This window comes from Deinococcus aquiradiocola (genome assembly GCF_014646915.1).
Lineage (GTDB): Bacteria > Deinococcota > Deinococci > Deinococcales > Deinococcaceae > Deinococcus > Deinococcus aquiradiocola.
On sequence record NZ_BMOE01000001.1, the window covers coordinates 693,971 to 712,128 of the forward strand.

The following is an 18,158-nucleotide window of genomic DNA, read 5'->3' on the forward strand; positions in this document are numbered from 1 at the left end:
CCACCGTAGCCCACCCATACATGCCATGTGACCGCAGATGCCTACGTCCTAGACCAGGAGGTGAAGCCATGCCCCGAACGACCGAGACCGCCGCCAACCCCAAACCTGCTCAGCTGAAGACCAGCGCCCCGAAGTCCGCCGGGGGCAGACCCCCCAAGTACGACTGGTCCAGCATCCGGCGCGAGTACATTCGGGGCGACGAACGCGTGACGTATCTGAGCCTGAGTACCAAAACCGGTTATCCAAGCCATGACGTCATCAAATCCCGTGCAGCACGCGAGGACTGGACCGATCTGCGGGCGCAGTTTCAACACAAAGTCGCCGCCGCCGCGCAGAACCTGGACCTTGAAACGCTGGAGGAAGTCCGGAACCGGCAGGCCCGGATCGGGAAGGCCCTGCAGACCACGGCCGTGAAAGGCATGGCGCACCTGAACCCGCAGGAGTTGAGTGCGTTCGAGGTGGCGCGCTTGGCGCAGGTGGGGTCGGACCTGGAGCGGAAGGCGCGGGGCATGGAGGAGTTCACGGTGCGGGTCGAGGACCTGCGCAGTCCGGCGGACTTGAAGAACTTGACGCCGGAGCAGCTGCTGGAGTTGCGGGCCAGGGTGAAGGGCCGTGGGCAGGCGTGAGGCGCTGCCGGACTGGCTGAACCTGGACGTGATTGACGCGGAGCTCGCTGAACAGGAGTTGCGTGCCCGGGGGTTGCTGGTCGAGGAGCAGGCGCAGGCGGCACGGCCGTTGACGTTGAAGGAGTTCGTGCACGTGTTCTGGGAGGTGCTGGAGCCGGGTACGCCGCTGGCGTGGGGGTGGGCGCTGGACGCGATGTGCCTGCACCTGGAGGCGGCCGCGCGCCGCCTGATCAAGCGCCTGATCATCAACGTGCCGCCCGGCACCATGAAGAGTTCACTGACGAACGTGTTCTTCCCTGCGTGGGTGTGGGCGGAACTGAACGCGTCGGAGCGGTTCCTGGCGGTGGCGTTCACGGAGTCCCTGGCGTTGCGCGACAGCATGGCCATGCGCCGCCTGATCCTCAGCCCCGAGTACGCCCTGCGGTACGGGGACCGCGTACAGCTCACGCGGGACAACAACGCCAAGGGGGAGTACGACACCACGGCCCGCGGGCGTCGCGCCGTGCGTCCCCTCACGGCGGCCACCGGCGTGCGCGCGGGCATCCTCCTGATCGACGACCCGAACAACGCGGCGGAAATTCACAGCCCCGCGCACCGGCGCACCATCAACCACGCGTACGACACCAGCCTCAGCCGGCGCGGCGCGGACCCGAAGCAGTACGTGCAGATCTGCATCATGCAGCGCCTGCACCAGGAGGACCTGACCGGGCACCTCGAAGAGAAGGGCGGCTGGGAGATCCTGCGCCTCCCGGAGAAGTACGAGCCGGAGCACCGGACCGTCACCAGCATCTGGGAGGACCCGCGCACCGAGCGGGGCGAACTGCTGTTCCCGGAGTTCCGGGACGCTGCTGACTACGCTCAGGCCGCGCATGACCTCGGGCCGTTCGGCGAGGCCGGGCAGTTGCAGCAGCGGCCCTCCCCTGTCGGCGGCGGGGTCGTCAAGGACAGCTGGTGGCGGTACCACGCGCCGGCCGAGCTGCTCCCCCACCTGAAGCCGGTGCTGGTGCAGGTGGTCGCCGAGGACGGCACCGTCACCGAGCAGGAGGCCGTGGTCGTCCCGACGCCCACCACGTTTGATTTCCGCCTCACCAGCTGGGACCTGTCCTTCAAGGGGAACAAGACCAGCGACTTCGTGACGGGTCAGGCGTGGGGCGCGCGGGGCGCCGACCACTTCCTGCTCGACCAGACGCGCGGCCGCTGGGGGTACGTGCAGACGAAAGCCAAAGTGACCGAGTTCGCCGAACGGCACCCGGACATCACCGAGCACGTCATCGAGGACAAGGCGAACGGCCCGGCCATCCTCGACGACCTGCGCCCCACAGTGAGCGGATTGATCGGCTGGGAACCCGAGGGCAGCAAGGAGTCCAGGGTCAACGCGGAGAGCAGCACCATCCACGCGGGGAACGTCTACCTCCCGCACCCGCAGCTCGCGCCGTGGGTGAACAGCGAGTACCGGCCCGAATGGATTCAGTTCCCCAACGGAGCGCACGACGACCAGATCGACCCGACCACGCAGGCCCTGCAACGCTTCCGGCTCAAACGCCGCCGGGCCGAACAGGAGCGGAAGAAGCCCGGCCCGCCCATCCCGGCCCCCACCCACACCATGGGTCTCGGCCAGGCCAGCAGTTTCCGCACCAGGAGGTGAGTGACCACGACCAAGCAGATCGACCTGAGAATCCTCGGCAGCACTGGCGGCGGGGAGAGCTGGTGGACCCGCGAGCAACCCGAGTTCGGCCGCACCGCCATCGACCAGTACAGCGAGATGCGCGACCAGAGCAGCGTTATCGGCGGCACCTTCCTCGCCTTCGAGAGCCTGTTCCGGCGCGTGAAGTGGACCGAGGCACCGGCACCCAGACCGGACGGACCGAAAGGCGCCTGGACGGAAGCGCGCGCCAGGTACTGGGCGCAGTTCCTGACCCAGTGCCGCGAGGACATGTCCCACACGTGGCCGGGCTTCATCGCCGAGGTGCTCAGCATGCTCCCCTTCGGCTGGAGTTACTTCGAGGTGGTCTGGAAGTACCGCCGTGGCCCCGACCAGCGGGACGCCCGGTACCGCAGCCGCCACGCGGACAACCTGATCGGCTGGCGCAAGATCAGCCTCCGCCCGCAGAGCACCCTCTCACGCTGGGTGTTCGACGGGGACGGCGGCATCCAGGGCATGTACCAGACGACGAGCACCGGCGAGGTCCTGATCCCCATCGGGCGGGCCCTGCACTTCCGCACGACGGAGGCCGGCAACAACCCCGAGGGCCGCAGCATGCTCCGCAACGCCCGGCGCGCGTACTACTTCGCCAAGCGCCTCGAGGAGTTCGAAGCGGTCGGCGTGGAACGCAACCTGAGCGGCATCCCGATGGTCGAGGTGCCTGCCGCCATGCTCAGCGCGGACGCGACCGAGGCCGAACGGAAGGCCGTCGCGATGATCGTCGAACAGGCCAAAGCGCTGCGCCGGGACGAGCAGGCGGTGGTCGTGGTGCCGAGCAGCACCTACATCGAGTCAGTGTACGACCCGAAGACCGACACGAGCAGACCGGTCGAGCTCGGCACCGGGTTCAAGTTCAGTCTGCTGGGCGCGCCCGGCGTCACGCCGGTGGACGTGAACCCGATCATCACCCGGTACAAGCGCGACGTGGCCCTCAGTCTGCTGAGCAGCTTCCTGATGCTCGGCATTGACGGCAAGGGGTCCCTGGCGCTCAGCACGGACCTCACGGACCTGTTCGAGTTGGCCGGCACCGGCATTCTCGACGGGGTAGCCGCGACCTTTAACAGGTTCGCGGTGGCGCAACTGATGCAGCTCAACGGGGTGCCGCCGGAGCTGTGGCCGACGCTGGAGCACGGCGGCCTGAGCGACGCGGCCCTCAAGGGCCTGATCACCTCCCTGAACGGCCTGCTCGCCAGTGGCGGCATCACGCCCGACGTGAACCTCGAAACGGAACTCCGCGAGAAGCTCGGCGTGCCGAAGAAAGCCGAGACCGCCAACCCAGCTCCCGCCGTGCAGACCGGGTCAGGCAGCGGGGACGGCACCCCACCCCAGGACGGGCAACCGCCCGGCGAGCGGCAGGCGCTCGTCTTCGACCACTCGTTCCAGGAGGACGCATGACCCCCACCCGTTCCCCCACCCCCCTGAACTTCCTCGCGCGCGCCCTGACGCACGAGGCGTGGGGCATCACGCCGGACGCACTCGACGGCCTCCGGCACACCCTCGACGCCGGGCAGGCGCCCACAGGCGACGCCAGCAGGCCCGGTGAGCTGAGTGCCGCCACCACCTTCCTGCCCCGGCTGGACGTCGTGGGACAGCGGGTCGCGGTGGTGACCCTGCACGGCACGGTCATCTCTCGCGCGCCGGAATGGGCCGAAACGTACGGGTACGTGAGCCCGCAGGCGTTCGCGCGGAGCGTCATCACGGCCGCGGACGACCCGTCGGTCACCACCATCGTGCTCTCCTGCGATTCACCTGGAGGCACCGTGTCCGGCACGGTCGAGGCGGCCGAAGCGGTCGCGTACGCCCGCACCCGCAAACCGGTCGTGGCGGTCGCCAGCGACACGATGTGCAGCGCCGCGTACTGGATCTGCTCACAGGCCACCCGGATCGTCGTGACGCCCACCGCGATCGTCGGCAGCATCGGCGTGATCACCAGCCACACCGACGTCAGCGGGTACTACAGCCAGCTGGGCGTCGTGGTGACGTACATCCGCAGCGCCGTTCGCAAGGCCCTCGGGCAACCGACCGAGAAGCTCACCGAGACGGCCCTCGCGGAACGTCAGGCGCTCGTGGACAGCATCCACGCGCAGTTCGTGGCCGCCGTCGCCGCGGGCCGCGGGAAACCCGCCGGGACCGTCACCAGCCGGTGGGCGACCGGTCAGGTCTGGGTGGGTGGGGAGGCCGTGACGGCCGGACTGGCGGACCGCGTGGCGAGCCTCAGCACTGTGCTGGCCGAACTGACCGGCAACGCCGCCCCGCCGCCCGACCCCACCGGGCCGGACCCGGACGACCCGGAAGACGACAGCGAAGAAGACCCCACCGCCCGCGCCCGCACCAGCAGCGCGGGCGGTTCCGTGCCGCCCGCAGACCCCCCGCCCCACTCAGCCCAGGAGGCACCCCGCATGAACATCCACGCCATCACCGTCAAACTCCAGCAGGGCGAACCGCTCACCGCCGAGGAAGGCACCTTCCTCGCCGCGCACCTCGGTCAGGCCGAACCGCAGGCCACCGACACCACCCCCGCACCCGCAGCGCAGGACACCAGCGCCTGGCCCGCCGAGGCCCGCGCCGCCTTCGAGAGCATGAACGCCCGCCTCAACGCCACCGAGAACCGCGCCACGGCCGCCGAGCAGGCCGCCGCGGCCGAGCGCGACATCCGCCTCAAGGGGCACTTCGAGGCGCGCGCCGTGACGCTCGGCCAGCCGGTCGCGTTCGCCGCCACGCTCCGCGCCGCGCACGACAAGCTCAGCCCGGACGAGTACGACGCGTACGAGAACGCCCTGAAGGTCGGCGCGCAGGCCGTGTCCGGCCTCCTGCAGGAGCGCGGCACGGCGACCGCGCAGGCGAGCGGCGACGTGTACGCCGAACTGGGCACGCGCGCCAAGACCCTCATGGCCGCCGACGCGCGCCTCACGCTCGCCGACGCGCAGAAGCAGGTCATGGCCACCGACCCGGCCTTCGCGCACCGGTACCACGCCGCCCTGCGTCACTGACCGCCCACCCCTCCCCTCACCGCAAGGAGCACCCATGAGCACCGTCAAACCCCTCCAGAAAGACGTCGGTCCCGCCACCCGCGACCTCACCACCCACCAGTGGCACGCCTGCAAACGCACCACCAGCAACCAGGTGCCCGGCATCGACGTGGCCGACACCACCGAATCGGTGGCGGGGATCCTCGAACTGCCCGGCCACGCGGCCGGCGTGTCCAGCACGTACCACACCGTCGGCCGCAGCAAGGTCAAGGTCGGCACGGCCGTGCAGGCCGGGGACTTCGGCCGGGTCGGCGCCACGCCCGGCGTCGCCGTCCCGGCCGCGCCCGGCGAAGCGTACTTCTGCCGCTTCGCCGAGGCGGGCCCCGCGGGCGCCATCGTCGCCTGCGACCTCGTCAGCGGCCTGCGCGCCATTTCTATCGCCTGACCCGACCACCGCACCCCCGCCCCCACTCAAAGGACGTGCCCCCCATGACTGCACCCACGAACACCTCGTACACCCAGACCAGCGGCCCCCTCCCCGCCACGTACGGCGGCGGCCGCGTCGACCCGTACCTCACCACCATCGCCATCGCGGACCTGCAGGCCGACTAGGACTTCCTCGCGCCCACCACCTTCCCCGTCCTCCCCGTCACGCAGCAGGGCGGACGCTACAGCGTCTGGGACCGCGGGAGCCTCCTGCGGCCCGAGATGCGCCGCAAAGCGTACGGTGACCGTCCCGTCCAGGGCAGCTACAAGACCAGGAACGACAGCTTCTGGTGCGAGAACAACGCCCTCGAGAAGGTCATCGACCCGGCCGACATCGCGAACTCCCCGGACCCCATGGCGCCCTTCGAGGGCGCCGTGAACTACCTGACCCTGAACGCCAAGCTCAGCATGGACAAGGAGTGGGCCGAGACGTTCTTCCGGCCCGGCGTGTGGGCGTTCGAGTACCACGGCGTCGCCGCGAACCCCAGCGGGACGGCCGACACCGGCGACTTCCTGCAGTGGGACCAGGCGGGCGCGATGCCCGCGCAGTTCATCCGGACGCGCGCCACCCGCATGAAGCTCCTCACGGGCCGCCGCCCGAACACCCTCGTGATCGGCGAGAACGTCTACAACTTCCTGGCGTTCAGCCCGGACTTCGTGGACCGCATCAAGTACACGCAGAAGGGCGTGGTGGACCTCGACATGATGGCGGGCTTCTTCGACGTGGACCGCGTGCTCGTGGCGGGCGGCGTGATCAACACGGCCGAGGAGGGCCTCCCGGACGACTTCGAGTTCATCATCGACGCGAACTCCATGTGGCTCGGGTTCGTCGCGCCCCGCCCGAGCAAGGACATCCCGTCGGCCGGGTACATCTTCAACTGGCGGGGCTTCCTGGGCGCGATGAAGGGCCCGCAGAGCGACGCGGCGAACGCGGCCGGGCTGGCCGTGATCCGGCGCGGGTACGACGACCGCGCGCCCGCCGACTGGATTCAGATTCACACGGCGTACGACATGAAGGCGACGGCGCCGGACCTCGGCATGTTCTTCAGTGACGTGGTGGGCGAAGACCTGCTCGCCGAGTGAGGGGGGCGTGATGCGTGAAGACACCAGCACCGCGCCCGGGTACGTGGCGTTGCAGGACCTGCGCTTCGGGGACGTGACCCTGAAGAAGGGTGAGCCTGTCCCGCGGGAGCGGGGGCGCAGTTACCACCAGATGCTGAGCCTCGGTCAGATCGGCAGGGCCGCCGCACCCGCCCCGGCGGTGGAGGCGCCCCCGACGCTGCCGGTGGGGGCGCGCGTGGCGTTCGTGGACGAGGACGGCACCCTGACCTGGGGAACGCACCTCGGCCCGCAAGTCCCGGACGACAGGGCGCGCGCCGCGCTGCACCTCACGGATGGGCAGGCGGCCGCGCGCGTCGCGTTCCCGGACGACCCGGACCCCGTCCTCGTCTCCCCCGCCAGCCTCCTCCCGGAACACCCCACCGACCGCCTCACCCGGGCCCATGACGCGCGGCTGCAGGAGGTCACGGACGCCGCCGAGGCCGACCGCGCCGCCGGGCAGAACGTCACGGACGACCTGCGTGAACAGGTGACGTACCTTCAGCTGCTGCTGCGGGCCGTCCGCACGCCAGGCGAACCGCTCCCCGCCGACCAGCCGGGCGGGCGGGACCTCGCGGCGGTCGGCATCACCAGCCGGGAAGGCCTCCTCGTGCTGGCGGGCGGGGAGCACGCGCGGCAGAACCTGACGCGGCTCGAAGGGATCGGCACGAAGACCGCCGACCGCATCCTCGCGGGCCTGACAGCGCCCGCCGGGGGGGACGCGTGACCGGCGCGGCCCTCGAAGCCGAGAAGCGCGAGCTGCGGCAACTGGCGGGCGTGCAGGCATACACGCTGTGGCTCTCCCTGTACGCGGACGACCCCGCGGGCGAGACCGCGGAGCTCGGGGCGCTGCTCTCCCGGAACGGGCACGACCTGCGCCTCGCGGCGGCCGACCTGCTCGACGGGGTGATCGACGGGGCCGAGACGATCCGGCGCCTGAAGGTCGAGGGGGAACTCGACGTGGAGTTCAGCCCCGCCACGTACGCCGACAAGGCCGCCCGCCTGCGCGCTCAGGTGGCGACCAGCGCGGCGGCCGGGCGGAAGTTCGGCCCGCCGCTCGCCGGAATCCTCGCGGGCCGCAGCGACGTCCCGCAGGCGTTCCGGCTGTCCGACAGCCAGCAGGCCGGCGGACTGCCAGACCGGGAGGCGCCGTGAGCCTGCTCGGCAAGATCCGGGCGGCCGTCACGAGCGTTCAGGAGAACCCGGACCTGAACGAGGTCCGTTTCCGGCACGCCGGGACGTGGAGTGACGGCACCACCTGCCGCTTCAGCGTGCAGGACCCCGCCAAGGTGCAGGGCGCGTTCTCGGCGACCCTCCGCCAGCAGCCGGACGCACTCGCCCTTCGCATCATCAGGGTCTACCCGGACGACACCCTGCCCGGCGTGGGGGCCAGCATCGACTGGCTCGGGTACCCGCTCATTGTGGTCGCCATGAGCGACCCGTCGGATTTCACTGGCACGCGCGTCCTCACGGGGAGGCTCGAACGGTGAGCGGCATGGACCCCGTGCTGTACCTGCAGGGCCTGCTGCTGCCCCTGAACGTGCCCGTGCTCCTGCCGGGCGAATTCACGGTCCCGCAGCAGCACAAGAAGTTGGGCGCGCCGAACGTGCAGGGCCTCCGCTCGTACCTCGCGGACCTCGCGCCGCGCGGGTACGTGCAGACCACAACGCCCACCGGCCTCCTCGGTGATGGCGTGACTGATCAGGGCCTGCAACTGCTCGACATCATCGCGCCCGGCGACATGGACAACGAGGTAGCACGCGCCAATGCACAGGCGCTCGCCATGAACGTCCGGCAGGCGTGCGGGTACACGCCCCGCCACCCCACCCGCCTCAGATTCATCCGCGACCAGACCAGCGGCCCCATCGAGACGGGCATCTGGCGCATCCAACAGGCCTATACCCTCTACACCGCCTTCGGACAGGCATAGGAGCCACCATGGTCTTCACTCCCAAGAACCCCGGCGTCACCACCAGCAGCACCATCCAGCCCAGCGGCGCCATCGCGTACTGGCGCACCAACCCGCAGCCCGGCGACGCCATGACCGACCTCGGGTACATCGTCGTCAGCAACCGCAACAAGAACCAGACGACGTTCGACGTGAACGGCAACCGCACCGGCACCGAAGTGCTCCTGAAGCGCATCGTGAAGTCCAGCAGCGAGACCATCACGTTCTACTCGAAAAACAACTCCGACAGCGACATCCTCGCGCTGCACAGCGGCACGAGCGCCGTCGTCGGCAGCAGCGGCACCGGCATCACCGGCGTGACCGGCTTCACCGACACCGCCGCGCCCGCCAACGGCGACTTCGTGCTCGTCGGCCAGAGCCCCGACGCCAGCGCCCTCGTGCAGGTCGCGTGGTTCCCGTACGCGCAGCTGAGCGGCAGCGGCGAGGCCACCGAGGACATCCTCCGCTACCCGCAGTTCGACGTGACGAACCTCGCGTGGGCGTCGAACTTCAGCACGGTCATCGATTCGAAGCTCGCGCCGTACGTCACCAGCAGCAGCGCCGTGAAGGTCGTGTTCCTCGTGCCGCAGGCGCAGCTGGACGCGGTCCTCACCGCCATCCAGGGCACCAGCGCCGCGCCCGCCTTCCAGACCAGCCACGCGTACGCCCTGAACGACATCGTGCGCCCCACCACCGCGAACGGCTTCACGTACAAGGCCACCACGGCCGGCACCTCGGCCAGCACCGAGCCGACGTGGCCCACCGCTGCGAACAGCACCGTCACCAGCGGCACCGCCACCTTCACGCGCCAGTAACCGCAGCACCCGCCCCCCGGCCTGCACGCCGGGGGGTCATTTGAGAGGACGTAACAACAGATGCACACTGCCCTGAAACTCCGGAACGGCACCACACTCACCGTCCACGCATGGAGTTACGCGAACGCCGCGAGCGCCATGAGCAACTACCTCAGCCTGCTGCAGGCCCTCCGCGCCCTGCAGCAGGACGCCAGCATGGCCCAGGAGGCGCAGGCACTCACGGACATCGTCGCGGCCGACGCGGGCGTGCAGACCGAGCAGCTGCACGCCTCAGACCTCGGCCCCCTCCTCGAAGTGATTCACGAATTGAACGACGTGGAGGACCTGCTGGGAAAACCGTTGGCGCTGCTGGTCCGGGCATTGACGGCCCTCCAGAAAGCGCAAGAGCCCGAGCCCGAAGAATCCGAGCCGAACGCGCCCAGCGGGAACGCAACACCGCCGAACTCCTCGCCGAGTTCGGCCCCGCCGCCTACCCGGCCCTGATGCAGATGCCCCTCTCCCTCATCCACGCCACGCAGCTCGCCGTGCACCGCCGCCGCGCACGCGAACGGTACGACGGGATGCTCGACACGCTCATGTCGTCCGGCGTGGAGTGGGGCACCGCCATCGAGGGACAGGTCCCGCCCTCCAACAGCACGTACCGCACGGTCGACAAGCCCGCGCGGGCGCACCTGCAGCAGCTGTACCAGCAGAGCCTCGACGCCCCGCCCCCCACCCGGGCGGAACGCGAGGAGACGCACCGCACGCTCCTCAGCAGCATCTTCGCGGACTAGGAGGCAGCATGGCCGTACAGATCACGTCCGGGTTCAGTGCCGCCGCCGCCCGCGTCGCGCAGGCCCGGCAGCAGTACCAGGCGCTCATGACGGCGGAACTCGCCACCGTACGCGACGAGGTCGAACACATCGCCATCGCGGGCACCCGCGCAGGCGTCTACGACACGCCCCCCGGCAGGTACATCCGGACGGACGCCCTGCTCGGTGGCGTGTACGCTCGGCCGATCCGCGCGGGCGGCACGTTCGGCATCGAGGTCGGGAACCGCGCGGCTCACGCCACGAACGTCGAGTGGGGCAGCATGGGAGAGCAGCAGAGCCCCGAGGAGCTGCGTGCGCTCTCGGAGGCCCTGCCGGGCGTCGGCGTGCTGTACCTGGGCCGCAGCGGTGCCGAGTGGCGGAAACCGAACCCGGCCATCACGCGCGCCTCCGTGGTCGCCGGGCACCTGCTCGTCAGGGCGCACGCCCGCGCACTCGCGCAGGCACACCGCTGAGCGTCACTTCGGCTTGTTCATCCCCGTGCCTGCCTGCGAGCTGAACGCCGCCGCGACGTCCAGCTCGCCCACGTACTGCGTGCCGCTCTCGGAAGGTTTCGCCAGACCGCGCTCCACCAGGAGGAGGTTCATCAGCGTGCCCAGCTGCCACACGTACGCGGTCCGCACGCCATTCTCGTACCGCCCGGTCAACTCCAGCGAGACGCCCGTGCCGGGGGACGCGAAGGCCTTCATCACCTTCGCTGCCTCCGCCTCCGCGCCCGGCAGGATCTCGATCCCGGCCAGCCGCACGCGGGTCGGCACGAAGCTCATGTTGCCGAGCAGCGTCACGCCGTCCAGTGCCCGATCCACCCGGAACGCCGTGAGATTCGACGGGTCCGGGTACGGCAGGTCTGGCGCAGTGACGGTCTGCGGGGTCGCCATCGGCCCGTCAAAGATCCCGGCCTTCGGAGTGGCGGCCTCCACCCGGCGCTGCACGTACTCCCGGTACAGACGCAGGTCCACCGGGTTGCTCAGATCGAAGCACAGCGACTGCCCGCCCGAGTACACGCACGTACTCACGGCCCCACCCCAACCGGACGCCAGCAGCGCCGCCAGAAGCACCCATCGTTTCATCCCCCGAGCATACGCACGCGCGCCGCGCTGCGCTGCCGAACATGACCACCGCACCGAGGAGGTGTACCAATGGAAATACGTGACGTTGCCGTGCTGGACATCTCCAACGTGCTCACCAACCTCTCCAAACTGGAGGCCACCTACAAGGCGACCGGCGCACGTCTCGGCTCGTCCGTCCGCCTGCAGCTCGACACCTCCCAGGCCGAGGTGAAGCTGCGGGACATCGAGGCGCGCCTCACGGGCCTGCGCGGCCGCGTCATCCCCGTGAACCTTCAGGGGGCGGGTGCGGCGGTCCTCTCGACCCTCGCGCCGAAACTCAACCCGGACGCCCTGCGCGCCATCGAGGCGCAGGTCACGGCCCTCGCCGAGCGACTCCTTGCGCGCCTGACCCTCACCGTGAAGCTCCGCATGGAGGGCGGCGACCCGTTCGCGTCCCTGATCGCCACCGTGAACCGCACCGTGCAGGCCATCGAGGCACTCACGGCGGCCCTCGCGAGCGCAGGCAAACTCACGGGCACGTACGGGCAGCAGGCGCAGGGCGCGAGCAGCACCGTCGCGAACCTCGCGCGGACCATCAAGCAGCTCGCGCAGGAGCAGAAGAACGGGCAGATCGGCGCGGCGGAACTCACGGCCAGCATGACGGCCCTCCGCGCACAGGTCACGCAGCTCAGCCAGACCACCACGCTCGGCAGCCGGGACGCCATCATCCTCGGCCAGGCGTACCGCACGGCCAGCGCCGCGCTCGGCGAGACGGCCGCCAAGGTCAGCCCGCTCGCGGAGTCCATCGAACTGATCCGCGTGAAGGTGTCTGCCCTGCGCGCCGCGTACCAGAATGGCACCATCGGCGAGCAGCAGTTCATCGCTGGCGCCCGCACCCTCATCGCTGAAGGCAAAGCCCTGAACGTCACGCTGGACGGCAACGCCGCCGCGTTCCGGAACCTGCAGGTCGCCCTGCGGCCCGCCACGTCCGCCATCGACGCGCTCGAAGGCAAAATGTCGCGCCTGGGCCTCGCGTCACAGGTGGGGCTCGGCCTCGGGAAAACCAATCAGCTGCTGTCCGGGTTCGCGAACAGCCTGGGATTCCTGCCCGGCCCGCTGGGCCTCGTCGCCGCGTACGCACAGACGGCCGCGTCCGCCCTGCGCGGCATGGGCGTCGCGGAACTGGCCGCTGCGGCCCCCGCTGCGGCGCTGGGCGTGGCGCTCGTCGGTCTCGCCGCCGCCCTCGGGTTCGGTCTGCACGACGCGGCCGAGTTCGAACGTGCCATGACGCAGGTCGGCGCCATCGGCAGCCTCACCGCGCCCGAAGTGGACCGGCTCGGGAAGTCGTTCCTGGAGCTGTCCACGCAGGTGCCCGTCACAGCGCGCGACCTGAGCGAGTTCAGCCGTCAGGCCGAAACGCTCGGCATTCACGGCGCGGACGGCCTGCAGAACTACGTCGACGTGATGAGCAACCTCAAGCTCATCATCCGGGACGTGACGGGCGGCGCAGCCGGACTGGAGCACACGGGCCAGGAGATGGTGAAGTTCCTGCGGTCCGTGGACAGCAAGGACATCAACGGGGACCTGAAGGTCACGGCCAACACGCTCGTCGATCTAAAAACGAAGTTCGGCGCGGCCATCCCGAACGTCGTGGGTCTCGCCACGTACTTCAGCTCCGGCGCGAAGGCGGCCGGGGCCACGAACGAGCAGATCCTCGCGCTCAGCGCCGCGCTCGTCAGCGTCGGTGCGCGCCCCCAGTCGGCCGGGTCGAGCCTCGCGCGCCTGTTCGTGAACATCCAGGGCGCCGTGAACGGCAACGAGAAGAGCGCGAAAGCCTGGGCGGCCGCGCTGCAGCTCAGCACGGATGAATTCAAGCGCCTCGGGAAGGAAAGCCCCGCCGAGGTCATCAAGCTCCTCAGCGAACGCCTCGCGGAAGCCGCCGCGAAGGGCATCCCGCTCAGCAGCATCTACGCCACGCTCGGCATCAAGGGGCAGCAGTACGTCCGCACCGTGAACGAACTCGCGCTCGCGCACGACCGGCTCGGCGAGGCGTACGACGTCGCAAACGAGGGCGCGCGCGACACGGACGCCCTGCAGCGCCGTGCCAGGGAGGCCACGCAGAACTTCAGCGACCAGGTCCAGATCCTCAAGAACACCCTGTACAAGCTGGGCGTGGAGATCGGCTCAGAGCTCCTCCCGGCCGCCACGGCCCTCATCAAGGGATTCGCGGGCCTCCTGCAGGGCGGCAAGGACATCGTCGACTACATGCCGTCCATCATCGCCGCCATCACGGGCCTCACCCTGGCGTTCAACATCAACCGGCTCGCCGCGAAAGCCATGCTCGCCCAGGACGCCATCGGGGGCTTCTTCACCCTCGTGCGCAGCCAGGGCGTCGTGACGGCCCTCGCGGGCCTGACGGGCGGCGTGGGCAACCTCACGCGGGCCTTCGTAACATTCCGCGCGGCCACGGCTGGCGCGTCCCTGCTGGAGATCGGCGCCCTGATCGCCAGTCTGCCCGCCGTGATCGCTGCGGGTCTCGCAGCCGTCACGCTCGCCACCACGGCCGTCATCGCGTACGACCTGAAGCTCGCAGCAGACGTGAAACGCACGTACCGCGAGATCGACGAGAGCGCCGATCAGCACGTGTCCAGCCTCCTCGAACGGGTCAAGCACCTGCGCGCCGAGGGGCCGCTCGGGAAGCTCAAAGCTGAGCAGCAGCTCACCATCGACCTCCGGTACAACTACCAGAACAGTCCCGAACGGGACGCGGAACTCTCCAAGAAGCTCGCGGGCCTCAAGGTGCAGATCGCGGCGCAGGAGGCGCTCGACAAGGCCAACAAGAAGAACGCCGACACCGGCGGTGAGGTCGTGAAGGCGACCGAGGCGCAGATCGTGGTGTACCAGGGTCTGGAGGACAAACTCGTCGCCGTCAGCGAGAAGTACGGGCAGGACAAGCTCACACCCTTCCAGACGGGCGTGGCCGCCGCCCGCAAGGAAGTCGAGTCCCTGACGGCCGCCATCCAGGCCGCCATCGACAAGGGCCAGCTGACGGAGGCGCAGGGCAAGGGCCTGATGGGTCAGGCCGGAGCGCTCGCGAACCGTGCCGTGAGCGAGCTGACCAGACGGCAGCTCGACGACGACGCGGCTGCCCTGCGAGGGCACGAGCGGGACATTCAGAACGGGCTGGCGGGCCTCATCACGGACGCCGGAGCGAAACGCCGCGCCACGCTCGACCAGGAGGTCAAGGACCTGCAGGACAAGTACGCGCCCGCCATCAAAGCGGCCCTGCAGAACGCGAAGAGCGCCCCCGCCGGGCAGCGCGGGGATTTTTTGAAGGAGGCCGGGCAGCTGCAGCAGCAGCAGGCGCAGGAGATCGTGATCGCCCAGCGCAAGGCCAACGTCGACCTCGAAGCCCTCGACCGGGACCGGGGCGCGAAGGTCATCGAGGCGCAGCAGAAGCTCCTCACCGAGCAGCAGAAGGGCCTGCAGGCCCGTACGGCCCTCCTGCAGCAGGAGCAGCAGGCCGCTATCACGAACGCCGGGGACAGCGCCCAGGCCCAGGTGGATGCCGCCCGCCGCTACGCGCCCCTCGTCCTCGCCGCGAAACGCAACGAACTTCTGGCCGCCAACCAGATCGAACGCCAGCAGGCGCAGATCGACCTGACGGCCAGCCTCCGGGACGCCGAGACGGCCGGGAACCGCCGCGGGGAACTGGAGCTCGCGGCCCGGCAGACGTACCTGCAGCGCATCCGGAACGCGAACACCGCCGCTCAGCAGGAGTACGAGACGGCGCGGCTCGCGAGCGTGAAGGACCTGCAGGACCGGGAGGCTGCTGTGGTCAAGGAAGGTGTGGCCCGTCAGCTGGCGGACACGGGCGCCCTGACCGGCCGTGCACGGGCTGAACTGGCCGCACAGTACCAGGCGGGCGCCGCGCAGGCCGCAGCGGCAGGCAACGCGCCCGTCGTCGCCGCGTACCGGGACGCCCTGAAGCAACTGCGCACGCTCCAGCAGGACGCCATCAACGGATTCCGCACGGCGTCCGCCGAGGTCGAGAAGAGCATCCGCGACCTCAGCAAGAAGCTCCGGGACGCGCAGCCCGCCAGCGAGCAGGTGACGGGACGCCGCACGGCCCGCCAGCCGTTCGACGACATCGTTCAGAGCGGGCAGGACACTCTGAGGAAGCTGCGCGAGGACTTCGGGAAGCTCAACCCGGCCGACCAGACCGGCGCGCGCCTGCAGCGGTACCTGCAGGACACGCAGACCCTCGAAGGCCAGATCGCACAGGCCCGCGCGGACGGGAACGCCGCCAGCCTGCGCGCCGACCTCACGTACAACGCCAAACGCATCGCGGAGGCCAACGCTACCGCCGGAACCCTCCGCCAGGGTGAACTCACGCTCGCCGAATCCCGCCGACAGCTCAGCGAGAAAACGGCCGGCACGGACGCCGCGCAGCTCGCCGCCCGGCAGAACCTCATCGACCTCGACGCGAAGGCCGTGCGCGCCAGCGAGGACGCCCTCGCGCGCCTCCCCGCTGAGCGTGCTGCGGCCCTCGCGGCCGTACCCGCACAGCAGACCGAGGAACGCGCACGGGTCGCCGCCCAATACGCCGAACGGCAGCTCACCCTGCAGAACGACCTCGTCGGGAAGCGGGGCGCGCTGTACGACGCCGTGCAGGGCAAAGTCGAACTGGAGACAACCCAGGAGGCCCGGAATCTCGGGCTGCAGGATGCGCGGAACAAGCTGCTGGAGGCCCGCGCCCCCATCGCCCAGCGCGCCCTGCTCACCGCTCAGCTGGACGTGCAGGCGAGCGAGGCGGCCCTCACGGCTGCCGAACGTGCCCTCACCCGACTGCAGCAGAGTGGCGCGGGCCGTGACGCGCTCGCCGCGCAGGAACTCGCCGTCACGAACGCCCAGACGGACGCCCTCACCAAACGGGAGGCCCTGGAGAAGGCCGTCACGGACGAGGTGAGCAGGCGGGTCGCCACGGCGCAGCTCGAACTGGACCTCTCCCAGGCCCGGCAGCGGGCAAACGCGCAGATCACCGGGCAGAGCGAGGACGCGGTCGCCGCCGCGCGCCTCGAACTGGACCTCACCGCACAGACCCTCACCCGCAACCGCGAGCAGCAGGCCGCTGCGCGCAGCCGCGTGGACGGGCAGGACGACCTGCTGCGCCTCCAGGCTGAGGAGGCCAACCTGCTCGGCACGCAGGCGCAGCAGCAGCGGACGCTCACGCAGGCCGTCCGTGACCGGCAGACCCTCCTCGACAGCATCACCGCCAGTCAGCGCACGCTCGGCGATCAGGCCGCGCAGCAGCTCACCGGCACGGCCAGCGCCACGCGCGCCCTCGCCAACGCCCGCGAGGACCTCGGTGCGTCCGAACGCCGCTACGCGCAGGCGGCACGCGAGGTGCAGGAGGTGCAGAACGAACGCACCCTCAACGCCTACAAGAGCGCCACGGACGACCTCACCAGCAAACTCCAGGCCCAGCGGCAGGCCGTGCAGGGCCTCGCTGATGCCTACCGCCAGCAGGTGGGCGACATGGACGGCGTCCGCAGCGCCACCGAACGGCTCGCCACCCTCGTGCGGGGACCCGACACCGGGAAGATCGCACAGGGCGACGTGGTCGGCGAGATCGAGAAGCTGAAGGCCATCCAGGGACGGCGTGACCAGGCATTGGGCAGCCTGCAGCAGGCCATCCAGAGCGGCGACGCGAAGCGCATCCAGCAATCGGAGAACGACCTCACCACGCAGGAGGAACGCTACCGGAAGCAGGCCGAACGCCTCACGAAGGGCGCGGGCCTGCAGGTGACGCTGCAGGGCGAGGGGCAGGTGAGCGACATCCTGCGCCAGCTCGAGCAGCTGGGCGTCACGTACGACCAACTCAGCCCTGAACTCCAGGCCCGCGCGGACGGCCTCGACAAGGAAGCGAGAAGCGCGCAGACCCTCGCGGACGCCATGAGCGTCTTCGCTGGTCCGGCCGACCGGCTCGCCGCAGCCCTCAGCAAACCGATCCCCGTGCCTGCCGTGACGCCGCTCACTTCCGGCGCGCCCACACTGCCCAGCACGAACGTCGGCGGCAACACCTACCGAGGAGGCGACACCATCAACATCAGCATCCCGATCACGCTGGACGGCCAGCCTGTCCCCACCCCCGAGGAGTTCCGCCAGATCGCGCGGGGCGAGATCGCAGGGGCCATTCAGGACGCCCGGCGCTCCAAAGAGTGGAACGGGTCCACATGCTGAACCTCTACCCGCACGCCCTGTCCATCTCGACTCCCGGCGGCCTCGTGTCGTGGGTGGGGTTCGAGGTGCCCCCCGAGGCCCTGCAGGCCACCGAGGAGCCGCAGACCGAGGTGCTGACCCTCCTCGGTGGGCAGAGCCTCCCCCGGGTCGCGCAGGGCAGCAACCTGACGCGGCTGCGGCTCGCGAGTCCGGACGGGATCTACCTGCCCGGCGACCGGGCCGCGCTCCTGAAGGGCCTGACCATCGGCACGCCCGTCAGCATCACCGAAAACCTCACCGCCCGCGACCGGGTGCGCGTCTGGACGAACGCGCTCGTGTGGGCGGCGCCGGTCGTGACGCGCGCCGGGACGGACGTGGCGACCGGCACCGAGTACTACAGCTACCAGCTCGAATTCATCCACATCGGAGCCTGA

At 70.1% G+C, this 18,158-nt stretch carries 18 protein-coding genes; 17 read left to right on the forward strand and 1 reads right to left on the reverse strand.

Annotated features, from left to right (window positions below; translation table 11 throughout):
• Positions 1-68 precede the first annotated feature (68 nt).
• From IEY33_RS03245 to IEY33_RS03310, 15 genes are all read left to right on the forward strand, one after another.
• Positions 69-626 (forward strand): hypothetical protein, encoded by a 558-nt coding sequence (locus IEY33_RS03245; protein WP_188960749.1) that lies wholly within the window; start codon positions 69-71, stop codon positions 624-626.
• The gene (terL, locus tag IEY33_RS03250) at positions 613-2,271 is read left to right on the forward strand and encodes a phage terminase large subunit (protein WP_188960750.1); all 1,659 of its coding nucleotides are present in this window, start codon (positions 613-615) and stop codon (positions 2,269-2,271) included. The genes IEY33_RS03245 and terL overlap by 14 nt, the downstream gene beginning before the upstream one ends.
• On the forward strand, positions 2,272-3,723 hold the full coding sequence (locus IEY33_RS03255; RefSeq protein WP_188960751.1) for a phage portal protein family protein: 1,452 nt from the start codon (positions 2,272-2,274) through the stop codon (positions 3,721-3,723). It begins immediately after the preceding gene.
• Complete coding sequence (locus tag IEY33_RS03260) at positions 3,720-5,318, forward strand: S49 family peptidase (RefSeq protein ID WP_188960752.1); 1,599 nt, start codon at positions 3,720-3,722, stop codon at positions 5,316-5,318. The genes IEY33_RS03255 and IEY33_RS03260 overlap by 4 nt, the downstream gene beginning before the upstream one ends.
• Before the next feature lie 34 nt (positions 5,319-5,352).
• Entirely contained in the window at positions 5,353-5,742 is a 390-nt protein-coding gene (locus tag IEY33_RS03265; RefSeq protein WP_188960753.1) for a hypothetical protein, read from the forward strand.
• Between the two features lie 44 nt (positions 5,743-5,786).
• Complete coding sequence (locus IEY33_RS19430) at positions 5,787-5,909, forward strand: hypothetical protein (RefSeq protein WP_268238798.1); 123 nt, start codon at positions 5,787-5,789, stop codon at positions 5,907-5,909.
• A gap of 96 nt (positions 5,910-6,005) precedes the next feature.
• Positions 6,006-6,866, forward strand: coding sequence for a hypothetical protein (locus IEY33_RS03270; protein ID WP_188960754.1), 861 nt, complete (start codon positions 6,006-6,008; stop codon positions 6,864-6,866).
• A 10-nt stretch (positions 6,867-6,876) separates the two neighbouring features.
• Complete coding sequence (locus tag IEY33_RS03275) at positions 6,877-7,608, forward strand: hypothetical protein (RefSeq protein WP_188960755.1); 732 nt, start codon at positions 6,877-6,879, stop codon at positions 7,606-7,608.
• Positions 7,605-8,036, forward strand: coding sequence for a hypothetical protein (locus IEY33_RS03280; RefSeq protein ID WP_188960756.1), 432 nt, complete (start codon positions 7,605-7,607; stop codon positions 8,034-8,036). Before IEY33_RS03275 ends, IEY33_RS03280 begins: the two co-directional genes overlap by 4 nt.
• The gene (locus IEY33_RS03285; protein ID WP_188960757.1) at positions 8,033-8,371 is read left to right on the forward strand and encodes a hypothetical protein; all 339 of its coding nucleotides are present in this window, start codon (positions 8,033-8,035) and stop codon (positions 8,369-8,371) included. The genes IEY33_RS03280 and IEY33_RS03285 overlap by 4 nt, the downstream gene beginning before the upstream one ends.
• Before the next feature lie 5 nt (positions 8,372-8,376).
• Entirely contained in the window at positions 8,377-8,811 is a 435-nt protein-coding gene (locus tag IEY33_RS03290; protein WP_188960758.1) for a hypothetical protein, read from the forward strand.
• Positions 8,812-8,819: 8 nt separating this feature from the next.
• Positions 8,820-9,644, forward strand: coding sequence for a hypothetical protein (locus tag IEY33_RS03295; RefSeq protein WP_188960759.1), 825 nt, complete (start codon positions 8,820-8,822; stop codon positions 9,642-9,644).
• Positions 9,645-9,704: 60 nt separating this feature from the next.
• Complete coding sequence (locus IEY33_RS03300) at positions 9,705-10,127, forward strand: hypothetical protein (RefSeq protein WP_188960760.1); 423 nt, start codon at positions 9,705-9,707, stop codon at positions 10,125-10,127.
• Positions 10,127-10,417 carry a hypothetical protein gene (locus tag IEY33_RS03305; RefSeq protein WP_188960761.1) on the forward strand — a complete coding sequence of 97 codons (291 nt, stop codon included), beginning with the start codon at positions 10,127-10,129 and terminating at the stop codon, positions 10,415-10,417. Before IEY33_RS03300 ends, IEY33_RS03305 begins: the two co-directional genes overlap by 1 nt.
• Positions 10,418-10,425: 8 nt before the next feature.
• Complete coding sequence (locus tag IEY33_RS03310; protein ID WP_188960762.1) at positions 10,426-10,908, forward strand: hypothetical protein; 483 nt, start codon at positions 10,426-10,428, stop codon at positions 10,906-10,908.
• A gap of 3 nt (positions 10,909-10,911) precedes the next feature.
• Here IEY33_RS03310 and IEY33_RS03315 read toward each other — a convergent pair whose 3' ends face one another.
• The gene (locus tag IEY33_RS03315; protein ID WP_188960763.1) at positions 10,912-11,523 is read right to left on the reverse strand and encodes a hypothetical protein; all 612 of its coding nucleotides are present in this window, start codon (positions 11,521-11,523) and stop codon (positions 10,912-10,914) included.
• 69 nt (positions 11,524-11,592) lie between these two features.
• On the opposite strand from IEY33_RS03315, the gene IEY33_RS03320 reads away from it, so the two are divergent.
• The gene (locus IEY33_RS03320; protein ID WP_188960764.1) at positions 11,593-17,745 is read left to right on the forward strand and encodes a hypothetical protein; all 6,153 of its coding nucleotides are present in this window, start codon (positions 11,593-11,595) and stop codon (positions 17,743-17,745) included.
• Positions 17,739-18,158: a hypothetical protein gene (locus IEY33_RS03325; protein ID WP_188960765.1), complete on the forward strand. Its 420-nt coding sequence runs from the start codon at positions 17,739-17,741 to the stop codon at positions 18,156-18,158. The genes IEY33_RS03320 and IEY33_RS03325 overlap by 7 nt, the downstream gene beginning before the upstream one ends.

Bases quoted from the DNA above. Each gene is read 5' to 3' on its own strand.
- IEY33_RS03245 (WP_188960749.1), top strand. From the start codon at position 69: ATGCCCCGAACGACCGAGACCGCCGCCAACCCCAAACCTGCTCAGCTG.
- IEY33_RS03260 (WP_188960752.1), top strand. From the start codon at position 3,720: ATGACCCCCACCCGTTCCCCCACCCCCCTGAACTTCCTCGCGCGCGCC.
- IEY33_RS03265 (WP_188960753.1), top strand. From the start codon at position 5,353: ATGAGCACCGTCAAACCCCTCCAGAAAGACGTCGGTCCCGCCACCCGC.
- IEY33_RS19430 (WP_268238798.1), top strand. From the start codon at position 5,787: ATGACTGCACCCACGAACACCTCGTACACCCAGACCAGCGGCCCCCTC.
- IEY33_RS03270 (WP_188960754.1), top strand. From the start codon at position 6,006: ATGCGCCGCAAAGCGTACGGTGACCGTCCCGTCCAGGGCAGCTACAAG.
- IEY33_RS03275 (WP_188960755.1), top strand. From the start codon at position 6,877: ATGCGTGAAGACACCAGCACCGCGCCCGGGTACGTGGCGTTGCAGGAC.
- IEY33_RS03290 (WP_188960758.1), top strand. From the start codon at position 8,377: ATGGACCCCGTGCTGTACCTGCAGGGCCTGCTGCTGCCCCTGAACGTG.
- IEY33_RS03295 (WP_188960759.1), top strand. From the start codon at position 8,820: ATGGTCTTCACTCCCAAGAACCCCGGCGTCACCACCAGCAGCACCATC.
- IEY33_RS03300 (WP_188960760.1), top strand. From the start codon at position 9,705: ATGCACACTGCCCTGAAACTCCGGAACGGCACCACACTCACCGTCCAC.
- IEY33_RS03305 (WP_188960761.1), top strand. From the start codon at position 10,127: ATGCAGATGCCCCTCTCCCTCATCCACGCCACGCAGCTCGCCGTGCAC.
- IEY33_RS03310 (WP_188960762.1), top strand. From the start codon at position 10,426: ATGGCCGTACAGATCACGTCCGGGTTCAGTGCCGCCGCCGCCCGCGTC.
- IEY33_RS03315 (WP_188960763.1), bottom strand. From the start codon at position 11,523: ATGAAACGATGGGTGCTTCTGGCGGCGCTGCTGGCGTCCGGTTGGGGT.
- IEY33_RS03320 (WP_188960764.1), top strand. From the start codon at position 11,593: ATGGAAATACGTGACGTTGCCGTGCTGGACATCTCCAACGTGCTCACC.
- IEY33_RS03325 (WP_188960765.1), top strand. From the start codon at position 17,739: ATGCTGAACCTCTACCCGCACGCCCTGTCCATCTCGACTCCCGGCGGC.